Here is a 15,393-nt window from a genome sequence, read left to right as displayed (position 1 = left end):
GTGATCATACATAAATATCGTCGAAAACAATTTCCAATGGATTGTGAAGAGAAAAAGCCCTCTCACTGCTGACCGAGAAAATATAACCGTCAAATTCCATTGTCTCAAAAAAGCATGGCCTTTCTGAGGATTTTCCGAGGACAAACCCCTCTTCTGTGGGAACCACTTCAAAAGAATCCAAAGGGAGGCTCATTCCTCTGCCTGTCATTTTCATATAACTTTCTTTTAATGTCCAGAGCGTAAAAAACGCCTTATCTTTATCCTCCGCAGCCTTGATGTAAGCAAGCTCTGAATGGTAGAAATAATGTTCTGCCACCTCAAGAGGCGCATTGGCATTTTTCTCAATATCGCACCCGACTTCGCAGTCTGACAGCACACCCACAACATAGTCCCCCGCATGAGATACATTAAAAAAAAGGCCATCCACAACCGGCTTTTCATTGTCAGAATATCTCAGGCAGCTTTCCGTAAGCCCGTTTTCATCGAGGATTTTTCTGATGATGATCCCTGCACCCAGACTTCTTTTGCGGTCATCAGGCATACGATACCTGATGACCTTTTCTCTTCTTCTGATCCCAACCAGATCCAGAAGCCTTTCATTCTTAAGCGGATCCTCAAAATGATTAATATTGATCCTGTATAATTTCTGCATCTGATCAACAGTTACTTCTTCTGAATATCGATCTTGCTGTCAAACCCTGTAAGGCTGAATACATCGTAAACCTCATCAGAAACATTGATGATCTTAAATCCATCCTTTTGAGCCATTTTTTTGTAGGCTACGATCACCTGACGTAAGCCTGCAGATGAAATATACTCCAGATTTGTAAAATCAAATACCAGACTTGTGATGCTGTCTTCAAGTCCGGACAGAGCCTCCCCTAACTGGGGAGCTGTCTGTGTATCAAGCCATCCGCTGATTTCCATAGTTGCTTTGTTACCTTCTGTTTTTGTGATAATTTCCATTGTAATTTTCCCTCCTGAATCAATCAAAAAATGTAAGTCTGTCAAGTGCTGCAATTGCATTTTCCAGATATCTGTCATCTGTAACCGGCCATTTATAATCCAGCCTGTACAGAACCTGTGCTGTAAAACGATTGCTGTAATCAATGGTATAGATTTCATTTTCATTATGTGAGGTATAGGCGATCAGTCCGGAAACCGCATCAGAATCCTGACCGGTCTTTGCAAATTCCTTCACTGCTGTCTCAAACTCCTCATCTCTTACAATATCAATCCTGAATCCATAACTGCGCATTGCGTAGATCAGGTCTGCCATATAAATATGATGGCTGTTGCATGCATGGAATACAGTAAATCTCCGGTCGGTCTGAGCCAGTCTCAGAACTGCCAGCGCAGTAGAATCAATCGGTGAGAATTCTGCCACCTCATGCATACCGCCCATAGGGAATTTACCTACAGCCGCATAACCTCTCAGGCTGCGAAGGAATCCATTGGTAATGAAATTAATCTGGAACTCGCCGTCAGAGTTTCGGCTCATCAGATTACCTACCCGGATCACCTTGCCGTCCAGTCCCTCGGAAACTGCTTCCAGAACCGCCCTCTCTGCCAGGAATTTGGTGCGGATATATTCGTTGGTAATATTCTGTCCGATGTACAGATCATTCTCACAGAAAACTCTGGACATTGGCGGAACACCGTCAGAACCTTCTCCCGCAACAGAAACCGTAGAAATCTGGATCAGTCTGCGGCCGTTATTCTTACAGAAATCGATCAGATTTTCCACACCCTGCACATTAATTCTTTCCAGTACATCATCAGCCGCAAAATGCTTTACGCAGGCAGCGCAGTTAATGATGGTGCTGAATTTGTATTCTGAAAATCCTGTTACCTGTTCCTTTGAGGTAATATCCCCATCCACACAGATAATACGGCTTTCAAACAGCTCTTTGTATGGATCATCAAAATAGTACATCAGCATGTTCATCATTCGCTTTTCAGGCGATTCATATTTGCCCTTACGTACAAGACAGTAAACCTTACCGTCATAATTGTCAAGGAATGCTTTAAGGACATGGATCCCCAGGAAACCTGTGGCACCTGTGACCATAATATCTCCCAGCTTTTCCTTTGTGATCCGGTCTGCATTTTCTTCTGTATTTGCGCTGATCACATTCTGGATCCTATTATAGTTATAATCCGAAAATTCATTCTTGCTCTGTGCAGCCTCTGTAACTCCGTCATCATCAACCAGAGCTGCAAGTTCCCGTACAGTAGGATATTTGAAAATATCCGCATATACCAGTGAAATATTCTTTGACAGACACATAACAGCAACCTTGGATGCAGTAAGGGAAGATCCGCCCAGCTCAAAGAAGTTGTCCTCAATCCCTACTCTTTCAATTCCCAGTGCTTTCTCAAAAATCTCACAGAGTGCTCTCTGAGCTGCTGTAACCGGCTCTACATAGCTGGCAGTGTTCGTGGTTACCTCCGGCATTGGCAGTGCTTTTTTATCAATCTTACCGCCCGGTGTCACAGGCATTTCCTCAATGCTGACAAAGAAAGACGGCATCATATAATCCGGGATCAGCGGCTCCAGGAAGGTCTTCAGTTCATCCTCCGGGATGGCTTCTCCTGTATAATAAGCTGTGATATATTTATTTCCACCCTTTTCAATTACTGTAACGGCTGCATTTTTCACCAGCTCATGTTTCAGAAGGGCACCTTCGATCTCACCAAGCTCCACACGATATCCTCTGATCTTCACCTGTGAATCGATCCGGCCTATGTACTCAATATTTCCGTCACCTTTCATGCGGACCATATCACCGGTCCTGTAAAGACGGCTTTCCTGCTCACATACAGCAAATGGATTTTCTACAAACACAGATGCTGTTTTTTCCGGAAGATTATGATATCCTCTGGCAATCTGCCTTCCTGCGTGACAAAGTTCGCCGGACGCACCCACCGGAAGCCGGTTCAGATTCTCATCCACAATGTAGCTGCGCACATTCCGCTGTGATTTTCCGATCGGGATGTTGTCATACTGTCTGTCTACCAAAAACTCTGTGGAAGAAACCGTATTCTCTGTAGGACCGTAGCCATTGATCATCTGATAGGTACGGTTACGGTAATGCTTGAATTTCTCGCCGCCAAGTGTAACAAATTTAAGAGCAGGTGCATCCTCCAGAAGTTCTGTAACCAGTTCTCCCATCTGGGTAGGGAAGGTTGCGGTGGTGATCTCTTTTTCCTTTATATATCTGCTTATGGCAATGGCGTCCTTACGGATACTCTCCGGTAAAATATACAGGACTGCTCCTGCGGTAAGAGGTGCAAACAGATCGATCACTGACGCATCGAAACAGAAGCTCGCAAACTCTGCCACAATGTCATCCGGTGAAGTATTTCTGCTCAGTGTGATATATTCGATCAGGTTCAACAGATTTCTGTGCTCGATCATAACACCCTTTGGCTTTCCTGTGGAGCCTGAGGTATAGATCATGTAGGCAAGGTTCTCCGGTTTCGGAGAAATAAGCTCTGCAGAAAGTTCAAAATCCTCAGCCTCATCTGACACACTGTCCAGACTGATCACATTTCCGTCATAAAATTCCACAAGATTCTGATACTGATCGATCACAAGGAGATTTCTTGCTCCTGAATCCTTCAGCATATATTCAATTCTGCTCTGTGGATACTCCGGATCCAGAGGAACATAGGCTCCGCCGGCCTTCATAACACCCACATAGGCTACTGTATATTCCTTTGTCCTGCCGCACAGGATACCTGCTGCCTGTTCCGGGCCAAATCCGTTTTCCGTAAGCTTCTGAGCAATATAATCAGACATTCTGTCCAACTCTCTGTAAGTAAAATCTCCGGAGTCATCCCGCACTGCCGGTCTGTCCGGATATCTGGCAGCCATCTCCTTAAACAGATCTATGAAGGTCTTTCCTGCATGTTCCGGAATATCCTCCATCTGAGTTTCTTCCTCAAACATCAGCCGGATATCAGCCGGATCGCATTCCCTTAAGATTCCCTCTGCAGTGGTTTCCAGATTGTCAGCCAGATACCGAATAGTTTCCTCATGGTACATATCCCCTCTGTACTCAATCTCAAAGACAAATCTGTTCTTTTCAATGGAAATGCTGACAGAAACCGGTGCCTTTGCCATGTTCAGGCTGACAGGCTCCTCCTGTGCATATTCCCCGCCAATGGTGTCAAAAGCAAAATTGTCGCCCTGGTAAATAACCATGGCATCTGCCTTAATATCAAACTCATGGCTGATCTGTGAGAAAGGATAAATATCGTTGTTCATGGAATCGATCAGCTGTTTCTGTACACCGCTTAAGCAATCTTTAGCTGTTCCTGAGAAATCGCAGAAAACAGGGAGTGTTTTTACCAGCATACCCACTGTTTCCGAAAGTCTGGAATCGTTTCTTCCATGGTAAATAGTGGTAAATACAGCATCCTTTTTGAAATTATATTTTCCAAGTGTGATACCAAAAGCGGAAATGAAAAATACATTCTCCGTAATTCCATGCTTTTTACAGAATTCCTTCACATTCTGCACGGAAATGGATCTGGTCTCTCTGTGGTAAAGTTCTGCTGTTGGAGCCGCACCGTTTTTGTCCGGATAGAAGCTGATGCTTCCACCTGCATGTTCAAATACTGACTTATAATAATTCTTTGCATTTTTATAGATATCACCTGCCAGGGCATCTCTGTTATCCAGTGCCAGATCATAGGAAGTATAACCTTCCGGTTCCAGCTTCTCACCGCTGTAAGCTCTGTTAATATCATTAATTATAATAGCCAGAGATGTACCATCGGCAACAATGTGGTGAAGGTCCAGGAACAGATAATTGCCATCACAGGTTCTGTAGATTTCAAACCGGAAAAGCTGTTCATTAAACAACATATATGGACGTACCAGAGTGTCTCTGTTCATTCCGTTTAAAATCGGTGTTTTATAACTGAGCCCATCGTTTCGTTTCTGAAGTACATTTCCGTTGTCATCCATAAACAGACGGGTTTTCAGATAAGGATGCGCCTCAACAGTACTGTCAATGGCTTCTGCCAGTCTGTCCAGATCCACCTTGTTATCAAGCTTTAACAGATACGGGATATTGTAAATGGTAGAACCCATATTTGCAGTACACTCAATGAAAATCCCCTCCTGAGTGTTGGTAAGAGGATAACTTTCCTGTACTTCTCTTTTGCTTTCTTTTCCCGCAGTTTTTACAAATTCCTCCATCATTCGGATAGTGGGATGATTCTTAATATCTGAAGTTTTGATCACAATGTCAAAGGCTTTGGAGATCAGGATATTCAGCTTAATGGCAGTGATGGATGTCAGACCTGCCTCATAAATATCTGTGGTAATCCCAAAATCCGTATACCCCAGAACCTCTGCGATACAGTCAAATAATATCTGCTGAACCTCATTCTCAGGCTTAATGATCTCCGCTGCTTTTTTCTCAGGCAGAGGAAGAGCCTTTTTATTTACCTTCTGGTTCTGGTTCAGAGGAATTTTGTCAATCTGCATGGTAACTGCAGGTACCATATAGGCAGGCTTTGTCTCTTTAATAAAATCATTCAGGGCATTGATATCAACAGTGCTGTCCGATACCACATAGGCAGCAATATATTTTCCACCATTTGGATCATCAAAGGCAACTACAGTGGCATCCCTGATGCCCTCATATCTGCGGATCACTTCCTCAACCTCAGAAAGCTCAATCCTGAAACCTCTGATCTTAACCTGGGAATCCTTTCTGCCAATGATCTGGATATTTCCATCCGGAAGAAATCTTGCCACATCACCTGAATGATACATCACTTCGTATCCCGGTGTATCATCATAAAGATTCTTTGTATAGACCTCGGCAGTTTTTTCCGGCTTGTTAAGATATCCTCTGGAAACCTGCCAGCCGGTGATCATCAGCTCTCCGCATGCACCGGGAGGAAGCATATGCCCCAGCTTGTCTGTAATATAAAGCTTCACATTGTCAAGTGCTTTTCCGATCGGGACATTTGGATAATATTTGTCCACTTCAAATACAGTCGTAAAAATAGTCGCCTCTGTAGGTCCATAAGCATTAATAAACTTATAATCTTTTGGCGGCTCACATGGAACCAGCTTCTCTCCTCCTACAGAAAGATATCTCAGGCTCTTACAATCCATCTCCAACGCAAACTGCCTTCCCACCTGAGTAGTCATAAAGGAATGCGTGATGCCATTTTCCTCAAAATAGCGCTGCAGTCCAATGAAATCCAGACGGATCTCCTCCGGAATAATGTGAAGCTGTGCACCGTTTGTGATGGCACCGTAAATATCCATCATGCAGGCATCAAAACCAAAGGAAGCATATGCAGCTATCCTAGACTCCGAATCTATGCCATAATATCTCTTGAACCAGTGACAGAAAGCAGTAATATTTCCATATTCCAGCATACAGCCCTTTGGCACACCTGTGGAACCGGAAGTATACAAAAGGATAAACAGATCATGCAGCTGCGGCTTCTTAAGCACAACATCCCTATCCTCCAGCTGCCAGATCTGATCTGTAAACAGCACCGGTCCTTTATATCCGTCTACCAGAGGAAGAAGCTCTCTGTCAGCAATGAGAAGCTTTGCAGAGGAATCCTCCATCATGTACATCAGGCGGTCCCTGGGATAGGTTGGATCCAGAGGCTGGTAAGCTGCACCTGCCTTTATCACGCCCATCGGCGCGATCGCCATATATTCACAGCGGGGGATCAGAATGGAAACAACATCCTCACTGCCAATTCCCTGGGATGCGATATATTTTCCAAGTCTGTCGCTGATCTCATCCAGTTCTCTGTAAGTATATTTTTTATTGATTTGATAGACGCAAAACCTTTTATAAGTCCTCACAAATGTTTATAAACCAATGTGAAAATGGCTTAAAATCAAGGTTTTCCGCATATCTTCATTTTTCTTGTCATATCTCCGCATAAGGTGTTTTTGTAAGACCGGGCACCATTTTAGCACCACAGAATATAAGGAGGACGACATGAAAAACGAACTTTTGACTAAGGGTATTATACTTCCGTCCGGCGAAATCGGCAAGGATAAGATAAACCTTGTCGCCGGGGCAATCACGCAGCCGTTCGCGGAAATGGTATGGGTAACGACAGGCGGCGACATGGAAACAATCAACCGCCTTACCAACGTACTTGTAACCATGAACAACCCCACCGACCGGGGCAAGCTGTTCAAAATCATCAAACTGCTTTATGGGCTAATGGGCTTGCCTTTTTCAGAGGAAGCCGAGCCTATGGACGCAGACCCCGACGTTTTGGAATACTTCATCTTTTCTTTCATGGCAGACTTTGGAGAAGTCATGCAAGAACTGATAGCAGAAGAAATGAAATAGCGACCCGCACAGCGGCGTTTCTCACTCTCTCACTGGGAGAACAGGAACGCCGCTATTTTTATGCCCTCATGTTACGCAGTAGGGGCAAAAAAAGCCTTGATTTATCGGGCTTACAGAACGCAAAACAGAGGAAGCAAGGAAAAGATACCTTACCCCTCAAAATCCGCGTTCTACTGCGCAACAAATCTAAAGCAAAGGAGTGATGAAGCTATGGCAGTTTTCCGTGTGGAACGCAACACAGGCTACACCGTAATGAGCAACCACCACTTACGCAACAAGGAGCTTTCCTTAAAGGCAAAGGGGCTGTTATCTCAAATGCTGTCCCTGCCGGAGGATTGGGACTATACCCTTGCAGGGCTGTCCTACATCAACCGGGAAAGTATCGACGCTATCCGTACCGCCGTTTGGGAGCTTGAAAAAGCCGGATATATCACAAGGCGGCAGGGACGCGACGAGAAAGGCAAAATGACCGCAATCGAGTACACCATTTACGAACAGCCGCAGCCGCCGGAATTGGATTGCCCGGTATTGGAAAATCCAACAGCGGATAACCCGACAACGGAAAATCCGACGTCGGAAAATCCAATGCAATTAAATAAAGATATATCAAGAACTAACTTACAAAAAAAAGAAAAATCAAATACGGATTTATCAAGTACCCATTCCATTCCTATCCATTCCCTAAATCCCTTGCCTTATGGCGAGGACGAAGCGGCACAGCCGCCGGAACGGAAAGGAACGGAAAGGAACGACGCTTACAGAGTGTATGAGGAAATCATCAAGGACAATATCGAGTATAACATTCTCTTGCAGGATATGAAGTTTGACCATGACCGTCTGAATGAGATTGTTGACATTATCCTTGAAACGGTCTGTACGTCAAGAAAGAAAATCCGTATTGCAGGGGACGATTACCCCGCCGAGCTTGTGAAGTCAAAGTTTATGAAGCTGGACAGCGAACATATCCGCTTTGTGCTTGACTGTATGCAGGAGAACACCACGAAAATCCGCAATATCAAGCAGTACCTAAAGGCGGTTCTTTTCAATGCCCCGTCTACCATTGACAGCTATTATACTTCCCTTGTCGCTCACGACATGGCAAGCGGCGCATTATCCGGCAAGCCTAAATACGGCGACCCGGACTACTACACCTACAACGAGGGCGAAAGCCTGTAAACGAAAAAAGGAGGATTTACCACATGGCACAGAAAACAGGAGCTTTAATTTTTGACGAAACCGCTGACCGCTACGATATTCGCTTTGATATTGCCGACTATTACGGCGGCTTGCATTGCGGCGAGTGCATGGACGTATTCACAGGCGGCAAATGGAAGCCGACCCGGATTGAGTACGGGGACAACTGGTATCTTGTAGGTATCCGCGCCGAGGACTTGAACGGGCTGCGGGTGCGGATTTAACGGGGCGGCGTGAAGAACGGACGCCCTTTTTTCACGCCCAAAAGCGGCGTACCACCTTAACACTATCACTACTACCGGGAAAGGAGGACGGTAAACATTGCAAGATGAAATCAACGAAAAAGTGGTTGCGCTCTCTGTCAAGGGAGCGAAGCTGACCGCTGAAACGCTGCAAAAGGCAATCAAAGCCATGCTTGCACAGGCAAAAAAGCAGCAGGAAAAACAGCCCCACGGGAAGCAGACCCTAAAGCAGCTTGCGAAGCAGAACGCGGGGCTATCCAACATTGAGATAACCGAGGGCAATATCAAAGCCTTTGAGCAGACGGCAAAAAAATACGGTATCGACTTTGCCCTAAAGAAAGACAGCACCGAAACGCCGCCCCGTTATCTCGTCTTTTTCAAGGGGCGGGACGCGGACGCTCTGACCGCAGCCTTTAAGGAGTTTTCCGCAAAGAAGCTGACACAGGAGCAAAAGCCCTCTATCCGAAAGGCACTTGCCACATTCCGGGAAGCAGCAAAGCAGCTTAACGCGAACCGTCAAAAGACAAAATACAAGGACAGGGAGGTATCGCTATGAAGCCGAATATCAAGAAGCTGCTTATCCTAAACGCCCCCTATCTGCTCTTTGTGTATCTCTTTGATAAAGTCGGACAGGCGGTGCGGCTCTCGCCGGGGGCTGACCTCTCCGGCAAGCTGGTTTCCATTGGCAGCGGCTTTTCCGCTGCCTTTTCAAATGCCCTGCCGAGTTTTAACCCTATGGATTTGCTTATCGGCATTGTCGGGGCTGTCGTTATCCGGCTTGCGGTCTATGTGAAAGGCAAGAACGCAAAGAAATACCGTAAGGGCATGGAGTACGGCTCTGCACGTTGGGGCAATGCCGAGGATATAAAGCCATATATCGACCCCATGTTTGAAAATAACGTGCTGCTGACGCAGACCGAAAGGCTGATGATGAGCAGCCGCCCGAAGCACCCGAAGTATGCAAGAAACAAAAACGTGCTTGTCATCGGCGGCTCCGGCAGCGGCAAAACAAGGTTTTTTGTAAAGCCCAACTTAATGCAAATGCACAGCAGCTATGTTGTCACAGACCCGAAAGGAACGGTTTTAATCGAGTGTGGAAAGCTCTTGCAGCGGGGCGGGTACAAAATCAAGGTGCTAAACACCATCAATTTCAAGAAATCCATGCGGTACAATCCCTTCGCCTATCTGCGCAGCGAAAAGGATATTTTGAAACTGGTAAATACCATTATCGCCAACACCAAAGGCGACGGGGAAAAATCCGGCGAGGATTTTTGGGTGAAATCGGAACGGCTTTTTTACTGCGCCCTTATCGGCTACATCTGGTACGAAGCCCCGGAGAATGAGAAAAACTTTACGACGCTGCTTGAAATGATAAATGCGTCGGAAGCCCGCGAGGACGACCCGGAATTTCAATCCCCCGTTGACCTCATGTTTGAACGCTTGGAGGAAAAAGACCCGGAACATTTTGCGGTGCGCCAGTACAAGAAGTTTTTGCTGTCTGCCGGAAAAACAAGAAGCTCTATCCTCATTTCCTGCGGTGCGCGTCTTGCCCCCTTTGACATTCGGGAACTGCGCGAGCTGATGGAAACCGACGAAATGGAGCTTGACACCTTAGGCGACCGAAAGACCGCGCTTTTTGTTATTATCTCCGACACCGACGACACCTTTAACTTTGTTGTATCAATCCTTTACACACAGCTTTTCAATCTGCTTTGTGACAAGGCAGATGATGTGTACGGCGGGCGGCTACCTGTTCATGTGCGCTGTCTGCTTGACGAGTTTGCAAATATCGGGCAGATACCGAAGTTTGAAAAACTCATTGCCACGATAAGGAGCCGCGAAATCTCCGCGTCCATCATCTTGCAGAGCCAGTCGCAGCTAAAGGCTATCTACAAGGACAACGCCGATACCATTGTCGGCAACTGCGATACGACCCTGTTCTTGGGCGGCAAGGAGAAAACGACCCTTAAAGAAATGTCGGAAATCTTGGGGAAAGAAACCATTGACAGCTTCAACACTTCCGAAACAAGAGGACGGGAGCTTTCCCACGGGCTGAACTATCAGAAGTTAGGCAAGCAGCTTATGAGCGAAGATGAAATTGCGGTCATGGACGGCGGGAAATGTATCTTGCAACTACGCGGGGTGCGTCCGTTCTTCTCCGAAAAATACGATATTACCAAACACCCGAAGTACAAGTACCTTTCCGACTTTGACAAGAAAAATGCCTTTGACATGGAAAAGCACTTGCGCCGCCGTCCTGCAATCGTAAAGCCGGACGAGGTATTTGACTATTACGAAGTTGACGAAGCAGATTTGCAGGAGGACACAGAAAATGAATAAGCGTATCAGAAAGAAAAAGGCAAAACAGCAGCTAATCCGGGCTATCAGCGGGCTTGTGGAAGCTGCCGAGGAAATGCAGCGGGAACAGGAACGCAGGACAAGACAGGCAGGTATTTCCTATATCAAGTATATCGAAGCTGTCCGGGAACGGCAGTACGGCATTATGCCTGTCTACACACCACTTTTTGAAAAGGAGGGAGCTTAAAGTAAAAATAATAAACACGGGCTACATGGTACGCGCCCCTACTCCTTGCGCGTATCGCGGCAGGAAGCCGCACCCTTACAACTGAATACCGCCGCGCCGCAGCAACAAACGCAGCGCGGGGACTTATGACCGCGGCAGTTATCGAAAACTGACCGCCGTTTTTTATGCCCTTTTTCGGGCAGCCGCACAGCGGCAGAAAGGAGTTTTATATGGCATTTTTCAACAGCGCAGTAGGCGTTTTACAGACACTCGTTATCGCTCTCGGAGCAGGTCTTGGCATTTGGGGCGTTATCAACCTCTTGGAGGGCTACGGAAATGACAACCCAGGTGCAAAAAGCCAGGGCATGAAGCAGTTTATGGCTAATTAAAGGGAACAAAAAGAAAGGAAAAGCACAATCCAGACGGTATCAGCGGCAGGCTACAAGAATAAATTGTGATTTCACAAGATTGGTGCTATAATAAGAGAAAAGTTCCTGCCGGGGCAGCCGCCCCGGTGGTATGGATAGAAAGGCAGGAAAGCAATATGCACATCAGCTATAAACCACTCTGGCATACACTGTTAGAGCGTGATATGAGAAAAGAAGATTTAAGGCTTGCCGCCGGTATGACAACGAATATGATTGCCAACATGAGCAAAGAGGGAAAGCACATCAGCATGGACACATTAGCCCGTATCTGCGAAACGCTGAATTGTGAGATTACCGATGTGATTGAGTTAGTATCAGACGAGCCTGCTTCCACAGGAGGTAAGGAGCATGAGCGAATTGAAACCAAGAATAACGGAAAACGGAATTGATTATATCCTTGTCGGAGATTACTATATCCCAGATTTGAAGCTGCCGGAGGAACATCGCCCTATCGGAAAGTACGGACGGATGCACCGGGAGTATTTAAGAGAAGTCCACCCAGCCAAATTGAACACCTTGACCTTGACAGGGGAGTTATGGACATACCTTGCAGACCTGAACGAACAGGCACAGGAACGGTTAGACACCATCATGGAGCAGATGAAAGATGCCGAGGGCGTGACCGAGGAATTGAAACGAACCCAACAAATGGAATGGGTGCGGCGTTGCAATAACATTCACAACCGGGCAGAAGAAATTATTTTGCAAGAGATGATTTATTCATAACGGTATGGTAGAATGATTATGACAAATAAGAATTTTTTGCTCCATACGCCCTTGACAATAGTCCTTACAATATACTATAATAGTATTTGTAAATACTATTTGTAAGAGGAGGACTTATGGAAAACAATCATTTTAACGTTGCGTGGGAGAAAAGCACTGCGCTATATACAAAAGCAGCTTCAGTACTTGGCATCGGATACCCGGAAATGATGGTGCTGTATGCGCTGGAATCCATGGGAGAACTGACGCAAAAGCAGATCGCAGAGAATTTCGGTATGCAAAAACAGACGGTTCATACGGTCGTGAGCGCACTTCAAAAGAAGGGCTATTTACTGTTGGAGGCCAGCGAGGGCGATAAACGTGAGAAGCGGATCGTCTTGACTGAAAGCGGACAGGTATACGCCCACAGAATGATTGCGCCTTTACGAAAAGCCGAGGAGAAGGTTTATAGAACAATCGGGAACGAACGGCTCCAAGCCATGTGTGAAATTCTTGACCTTTTCAATCTTCTCTTTGAAAGAGAGCTGAGAGGAGGGCTGGGCAGTGAATAACAAGCGGACTTTCTTTCAGTATGTGATTCCGTCCGTGTTATCCTTTGCGCTTTCCGGGGTGTATGCCATCGTTGACGGTTTCTTTGTAGGCAACTCAATCGGGGATGCCGGACTTTCCGCAATCAACATTGCATATCCCATCACGGCGGTCCTGCAATCCGTAGGGACAGGAATCGGAATGGGCGGTTCAGTCAAATACTCCATTCTGAAAGCAGCAGGAAATGAGAAAAAAGCACGGGAGTTCGTTGCCGGTGCAACATGGCTGATGCTTCTTTTCAGCGCTGTCCTGACTGTCACCGTTTTCTTCACTTCAGAGAAAATCCTTTCTGCCCTTGGTGCATCGGGCGAGTTGCTTACTCTGGGAAATGAGTATATCAAGGTAATTGCCCTTGGAGCGATTTTACAGGTGTTCGGCACCGGACTGGTTCCGTTTATGCGTAATTACGGCGGTTCTTTGTGGGCAATGATCGCTATGATCTGCGGCTTTGCTACCAATGTTGCTCTTGACTATACTTTTGTGTGGGTTCTTGGACGGGGCATGTACGGTGCGGCATTGGCGACCATTATTGGGCAGGGAGTTACCATGGCGGTTGCACTCGTGTATTGCGCCATCAAAAAGAACCTCACTCTGAAAATCGCACCTGTTGATACCCCGAAAACGGCATTTCAGATATTAAAAATCGGACTTGCTCCATTTGGCTTGACCCTTGCCCCAAATATCTCTCTTGTGATCATCAACCGATTTTCGGTTTATTATGGCGGACAGGAGGCTATCGCCACCTATGCCTGTATCTCCTATATCATCTGCATTGTTTATCTTCTTTTGCAGGGTGTCGGTGATGGTAGCCAGCCGCTCATGAGTCAGTTCTACGGAGCAGGCGAAGAAAAATCGCTCAAACAAACCAAAACGCTGGCGTATGAATTTTCCATGGTTTTGGCGGTAATCAGTGCGATTCTGATTTACCTGCTCCGTGGAAAGATTGGACTACTGTTCGGTTCATCTGCCGAGGTAAACGCAGGGGTCATAAAGGTCATGCCGATCTTCCTTGTGTCGGTTCCGTTTGACGCCATCACACGAGTTTCCGCGGCGGCTTTCTACGCAACCGAAAAAAGTGTGCTGTCCTATGTTCTGACCTTTATCGAACCCATCATCATGCTGGTGTTGATGCTGATGCTGCCGCCGGTGTTTGGCGGTCAAATCACGATTTGGTGGAGCGCCGTATTTGCAAAGGTCATTACCGCATCAGTAAGCATTGTGCTGTCCGTTAGATACAGCGCACAAAGAAATCGATAACTTCCAGTTTATCGTTCTGATTTTCAACTGAATAACCACAGTAAAAACCGCTGCTACATGGAAGCTAACAAACCATGCAACAGCGGTTTTTCTTTACCGTTTTTTCCTTTGGCTGATAGGCGTTCCCATTTTCTTTGATTTTTTGAGAATCCGAATGAGCCAGCGGAATTCTTCTTCCGACAGATTTTTATAGTTGATACCGAGTTGCTTGCAATAAAGGATGACCAGCTTTTCATCCCGACTGCCCTTGAAATTTTCGACCGCTTCCAGATTTTCTTTCAGTTCATCGGCAACGGTGGTCTGGGGCGCACTCTCACTGTCCTTTTTGTGAGTTTCCCGAATATCCCGGATAATGAGATTGAGGTCATCCAGAACCATGTGGCTGAAATATTCATCATCGCTGATATGGGCGGCTTGCAGCACTTTCAAATGCGGGTCATCTTCGCCGGGGCGATACCGTTCAATGATTTCATGCCGGACGGTATCGACAAGTGCATTGAGATTTTGAATCTGCATGGTGGCAATCCCGTCCACATAAATCTCAATGTCTGCAAGAAACTTGATAAAATCTTTATGTGTGGCAAGCTCACAGAGCAGACGGTTGTTAATCCGACCGCTTTTCAGGAGAGCAACCATCTCATCATTCAAATGCAGCTCCGTCAATGACGTGTTGATCTGCTCCCTGTTCTCTGTCCGGCACAGTAGATAATCAACGGAAACCCCATAGAAGTCTGCCAGCGTGATAAGGTTGCCATGATTGATTTCCTTAAAATCCTCTTTTTCATAACTTCCGAGAGCAGATTTGGAAATACCCGTCAGCTTTGATAGTTCTTCCAGATTTAAGCCTTTGTCCTTGCGGAGTTCCCAAAGGCGTTCCTGTATGCTTGTTGCTCCTTTCATGGGCGCACACTCCTTTCCGGCGGTTTCATTGCTGCCGCTTAACTGGATTATATCACACTTTCCGCAATCGTGGAAATTTCTGATTTTTACTCCTAATTCCTACTTTGTGGACATACGGCACAGGGCACAAAAATGTTCTATGATACAGGTAGTTCATCGATGGATTATTCCAATCG

At 46.1% G+C, this 15,393-nt stretch carries 15 protein-coding genes; 11 read left to right on the top strand and 4 right to left on the bottom strand.

Annotation, left to right across the window (positions count from 1 at the left end; all coding sequences use genetic code 11):
- Nucleotides 1-4: 4 nt before the first annotated feature.
- From LJE09_RS09940 to LJE09_RS09930, 3 genes are read right to left on the bottom strand one after another with little or no spacing between them, the layout of a single operon-like run.
- Nucleotides 5-652: a 4'-phosphopantetheinyl transferase family protein gene (locus LJE09_RS09940; protein WP_055052851.1), complete on the bottom strand. Its 648-nt coding sequence runs from the start codon at nucleotides 650-652 to the stop codon at nucleotides 5-7.
- A gap of 11 nt (nucleotides 653-663) precedes the next feature.
- Nucleotides 664-966, bottom strand: a complete 303-nt coding sequence (locus LJE09_RS09935) for an STAS domain-containing protein (RefSeq protein ID WP_008704342.1) — start codon at nucleotides 964-966, stop codon at nucleotides 664-666.
- A 19-nt stretch (nucleotides 967-985) separates the two neighbouring features.
- Nucleotides 986-6,856 (bottom strand): non-ribosomal peptide synthetase, encoded by a 5,871-nt coding sequence (locus tag LJE09_RS09930; protein ID WP_227311274.1) that lies wholly within the window; start codon nucleotides 6,854-6,856, stop codon nucleotides 986-988.
- Nucleotides 6,857-6,995: 139 nt separating this feature from the next.
- Here LJE09_RS09930 and LJE09_RS09925 point away from each other — a divergent pair, with 139 nt between their 5' ends.
- The 11 genes from LJE09_RS09925 (at nucleotide 6,996) to LJE09_RS18415 (ending at nucleotide 14,317) form a co-directional block, all read left to right on the top strand.
- Nucleotides 6,996-7,358 carry a hypothetical protein gene (locus tag LJE09_RS09925; protein WP_005422970.1) on the top strand — a complete coding sequence of 121 codons (363 nt, stop codon included), beginning with the start codon at nucleotides 6,996-6,998 and terminating at the stop codon, nucleotides 7,356-7,358.
- Between the two features lie 210 nt (nucleotides 7,359-7,568).
- Nucleotides 7,569-8,534: a DUF6017 domain-containing protein gene (locus tag LJE09_RS09920; protein ID WP_005928536.1), complete on the top strand. Its 966-nt coding sequence runs from the start codon at nucleotides 7,569-7,571 to the stop codon at nucleotides 8,532-8,534.
- 23 nt (nucleotides 8,535-8,557) lie between these two features.
- Nucleotides 8,558-8,776, top strand: a complete 219-nt coding sequence (locus LJE09_RS09915) for a DUF5348 domain-containing protein (RefSeq protein ID WP_005422968.1) — start codon at nucleotides 8,558-8,560, stop codon at nucleotides 8,774-8,776.
- A 97-nt stretch (nucleotides 8,777-8,873) separates the two neighbouring features.
- Nucleotides 8,874-9,350: a PcfB family protein gene (locus tag LJE09_RS09910; RefSeq protein WP_005928540.1), complete on the top strand. Its 477-nt coding sequence runs from the start codon at nucleotides 8,874-8,876 to the stop codon at nucleotides 9,348-9,350.
- Nucleotides 9,347-11,134, top strand: a complete 1,788-nt coding sequence (locus LJE09_RS09905) for a VirD4-like conjugal transfer protein, CD1115 family (RefSeq protein WP_005928544.1) — start codon at nucleotides 9,347-9,349, stop codon at nucleotides 11,132-11,134. Before LJE09_RS09910 ends, LJE09_RS09905 begins: the two co-directional genes overlap by 4 nt.
- On the top strand, nucleotides 11,127-11,339 hold the full coding sequence (locus LJE09_RS09900; protein WP_005928546.1) for a hypothetical protein: 213 nt from the start codon (nucleotides 11,127-11,129) through the stop codon (nucleotides 11,337-11,339). The genes LJE09_RS09905 and LJE09_RS09900 overlap by 8 nt, the downstream gene beginning before the upstream one ends.
- Before the next feature lie 209 nt (nucleotides 11,340-11,548).
- On the top strand, nucleotides 11,549-11,707 hold the full coding sequence (locus LJE09_RS09895; RefSeq protein WP_116705496.1) for a Maff2 family mobile element protein: 159 nt from the start codon (nucleotides 11,549-11,551) through the stop codon (nucleotides 11,705-11,707).
- A 155-nt stretch (nucleotides 11,708-11,862) separates the two neighbouring features.
- Entirely contained in the window at nucleotides 11,863-12,135 is a 273-nt protein-coding gene (locus LJE09_RS09890; protein ID WP_009274451.1) for a helix-turn-helix domain-containing protein, read from the top strand.
- Nucleotides 12,095-12,472 (top strand): TnpV protein, encoded by a 378-nt coding sequence (locus LJE09_RS09885; protein ID WP_009274452.1) that lies wholly within the window; start codon nucleotides 12,095-12,097, stop codon nucleotides 12,470-12,472. Before LJE09_RS09890 ends, LJE09_RS09885 begins: the two co-directional genes overlap by 41 nt.
- Nucleotides 12,473-12,588: 116 nt before the next feature.
- Nucleotides 12,589-13,023: a MarR family winged helix-turn-helix transcriptional regulator gene (locus LJE09_RS09880; RefSeq protein ID WP_227083177.1), complete on the top strand. Its 435-nt coding sequence runs from the start codon at nucleotides 12,589-12,591 to the stop codon at nucleotides 13,021-13,023.
- Nucleotides 13,016-14,317 (top strand): MATE family efflux transporter, encoded by a 1,302-nt coding sequence (locus LJE09_RS18415; protein ID WP_003020289.1) that lies wholly within the window; start codon nucleotides 13,016-13,018, stop codon nucleotides 14,315-14,317. The genes LJE09_RS09880 and LJE09_RS18415 overlap by 8 nt, the downstream gene beginning before the upstream one ends.
- Before the next feature lie 93 nt (nucleotides 14,318-14,410).
- On the opposite strand, the gene LJE09_RS09870 is transcribed toward LJE09_RS18415, so the two are convergent.
- Nucleotides 14,411-15,217, bottom strand: a complete 807-nt coding sequence (locus tag LJE09_RS09870; protein ID WP_012816207.1) for a helix-turn-helix domain-containing protein — start codon at nucleotides 15,215-15,217, stop codon at nucleotides 14,411-14,413.
- Nucleotides 15,218-15,393 lie beyond the last annotated feature (176 nt).

The organism is Blautia sp. DFI.3.45 (genome assembly GCF_020593505.1).
In the GTDB taxonomy this organism is placed as follows: domain Bacteria; phylum Bacillota; class Clostridia; order Lachnospirales; family Lachnospiraceae; genus Blautia_A; species Blautia_A wexlerae.
This window is presented reverse-complemented; position numbering and strand designations above follow the sequence as displayed.

Bases quoted from the DNA above. Each gene is read 5' to 3' on its own strand.
- LJE09_RS09885 (WP_009274452.1), top strand. From the start codon at position 12,095: ATGAGCGAATTGAAACCAAGAATAACGGAAAACGGAATTGATTATATC.
- LJE09_RS09935 (WP_008704342.1), bottom strand. From the start codon at position 966: ATGGAAATTATCACAAAAACAGAAGGTAACAAAGCAACTATGGAAATC.
- LJE09_RS09880 (WP_227083177.1), top strand. From the start codon at position 12,589: ATGGAAAACAATCATTTTAACGTTGCGTGGGAGAAAAGCACTGCGCTA.
- LJE09_RS09940 (WP_055052851.1), bottom strand. From the start codon at position 652: ATGCAGAAATTATACAGGATCAATATTAATCATTTTGAGGATCCGCTT.
- LJE09_RS09920 (WP_005928536.1), top strand. From the start codon at position 7,569: ATGGCAGTTTTCCGTGTGGAACGCAACACAGGCTACACCGTAATGAGC.
- LJE09_RS09900 (WP_005928546.1), top strand. From the start codon at position 11,127: ATGAATAAGCGTATCAGAAAGAAAAAGGCAAAACAGCAGCTAATCCGG.
- LJE09_RS09890 (WP_009274451.1), top strand. From the start codon at position 11,863: ATGCACATCAGCTATAAACCACTCTGGCATACACTGTTAGAGCGTGAT.
- LJE09_RS09905 (WP_005928544.1), top strand. From the start codon at position 9,347: ATGAAGCCGAATATCAAGAAGCTGCTTATCCTAAACGCCCCCTATCTG.
- LJE09_RS09925 (WP_005422970.1), top strand. From the start codon at position 6,996: ATGAAAAACGAACTTTTGACTAAGGGTATTATACTTCCGTCCGGCGAA.
- LJE09_RS09915 (WP_005422968.1), top strand. From the start codon at position 8,558: ATGGCACAGAAAACAGGAGCTTTAATTTTTGACGAAACCGCTGACCGC.
- LJE09_RS09895 (WP_116705496.1), top strand. From the start codon at position 11,549: ATGGCATTTTTCAACAGCGCAGTAGGCGTTTTACAGACACTCGTTATC.
- LJE09_RS09870 (WP_012816207.1), bottom strand. From the start codon at position 15,217: ATGAAAGGAGCAACAAGCATACAGGAACGCCTTTGGGAACTCCGCAAG.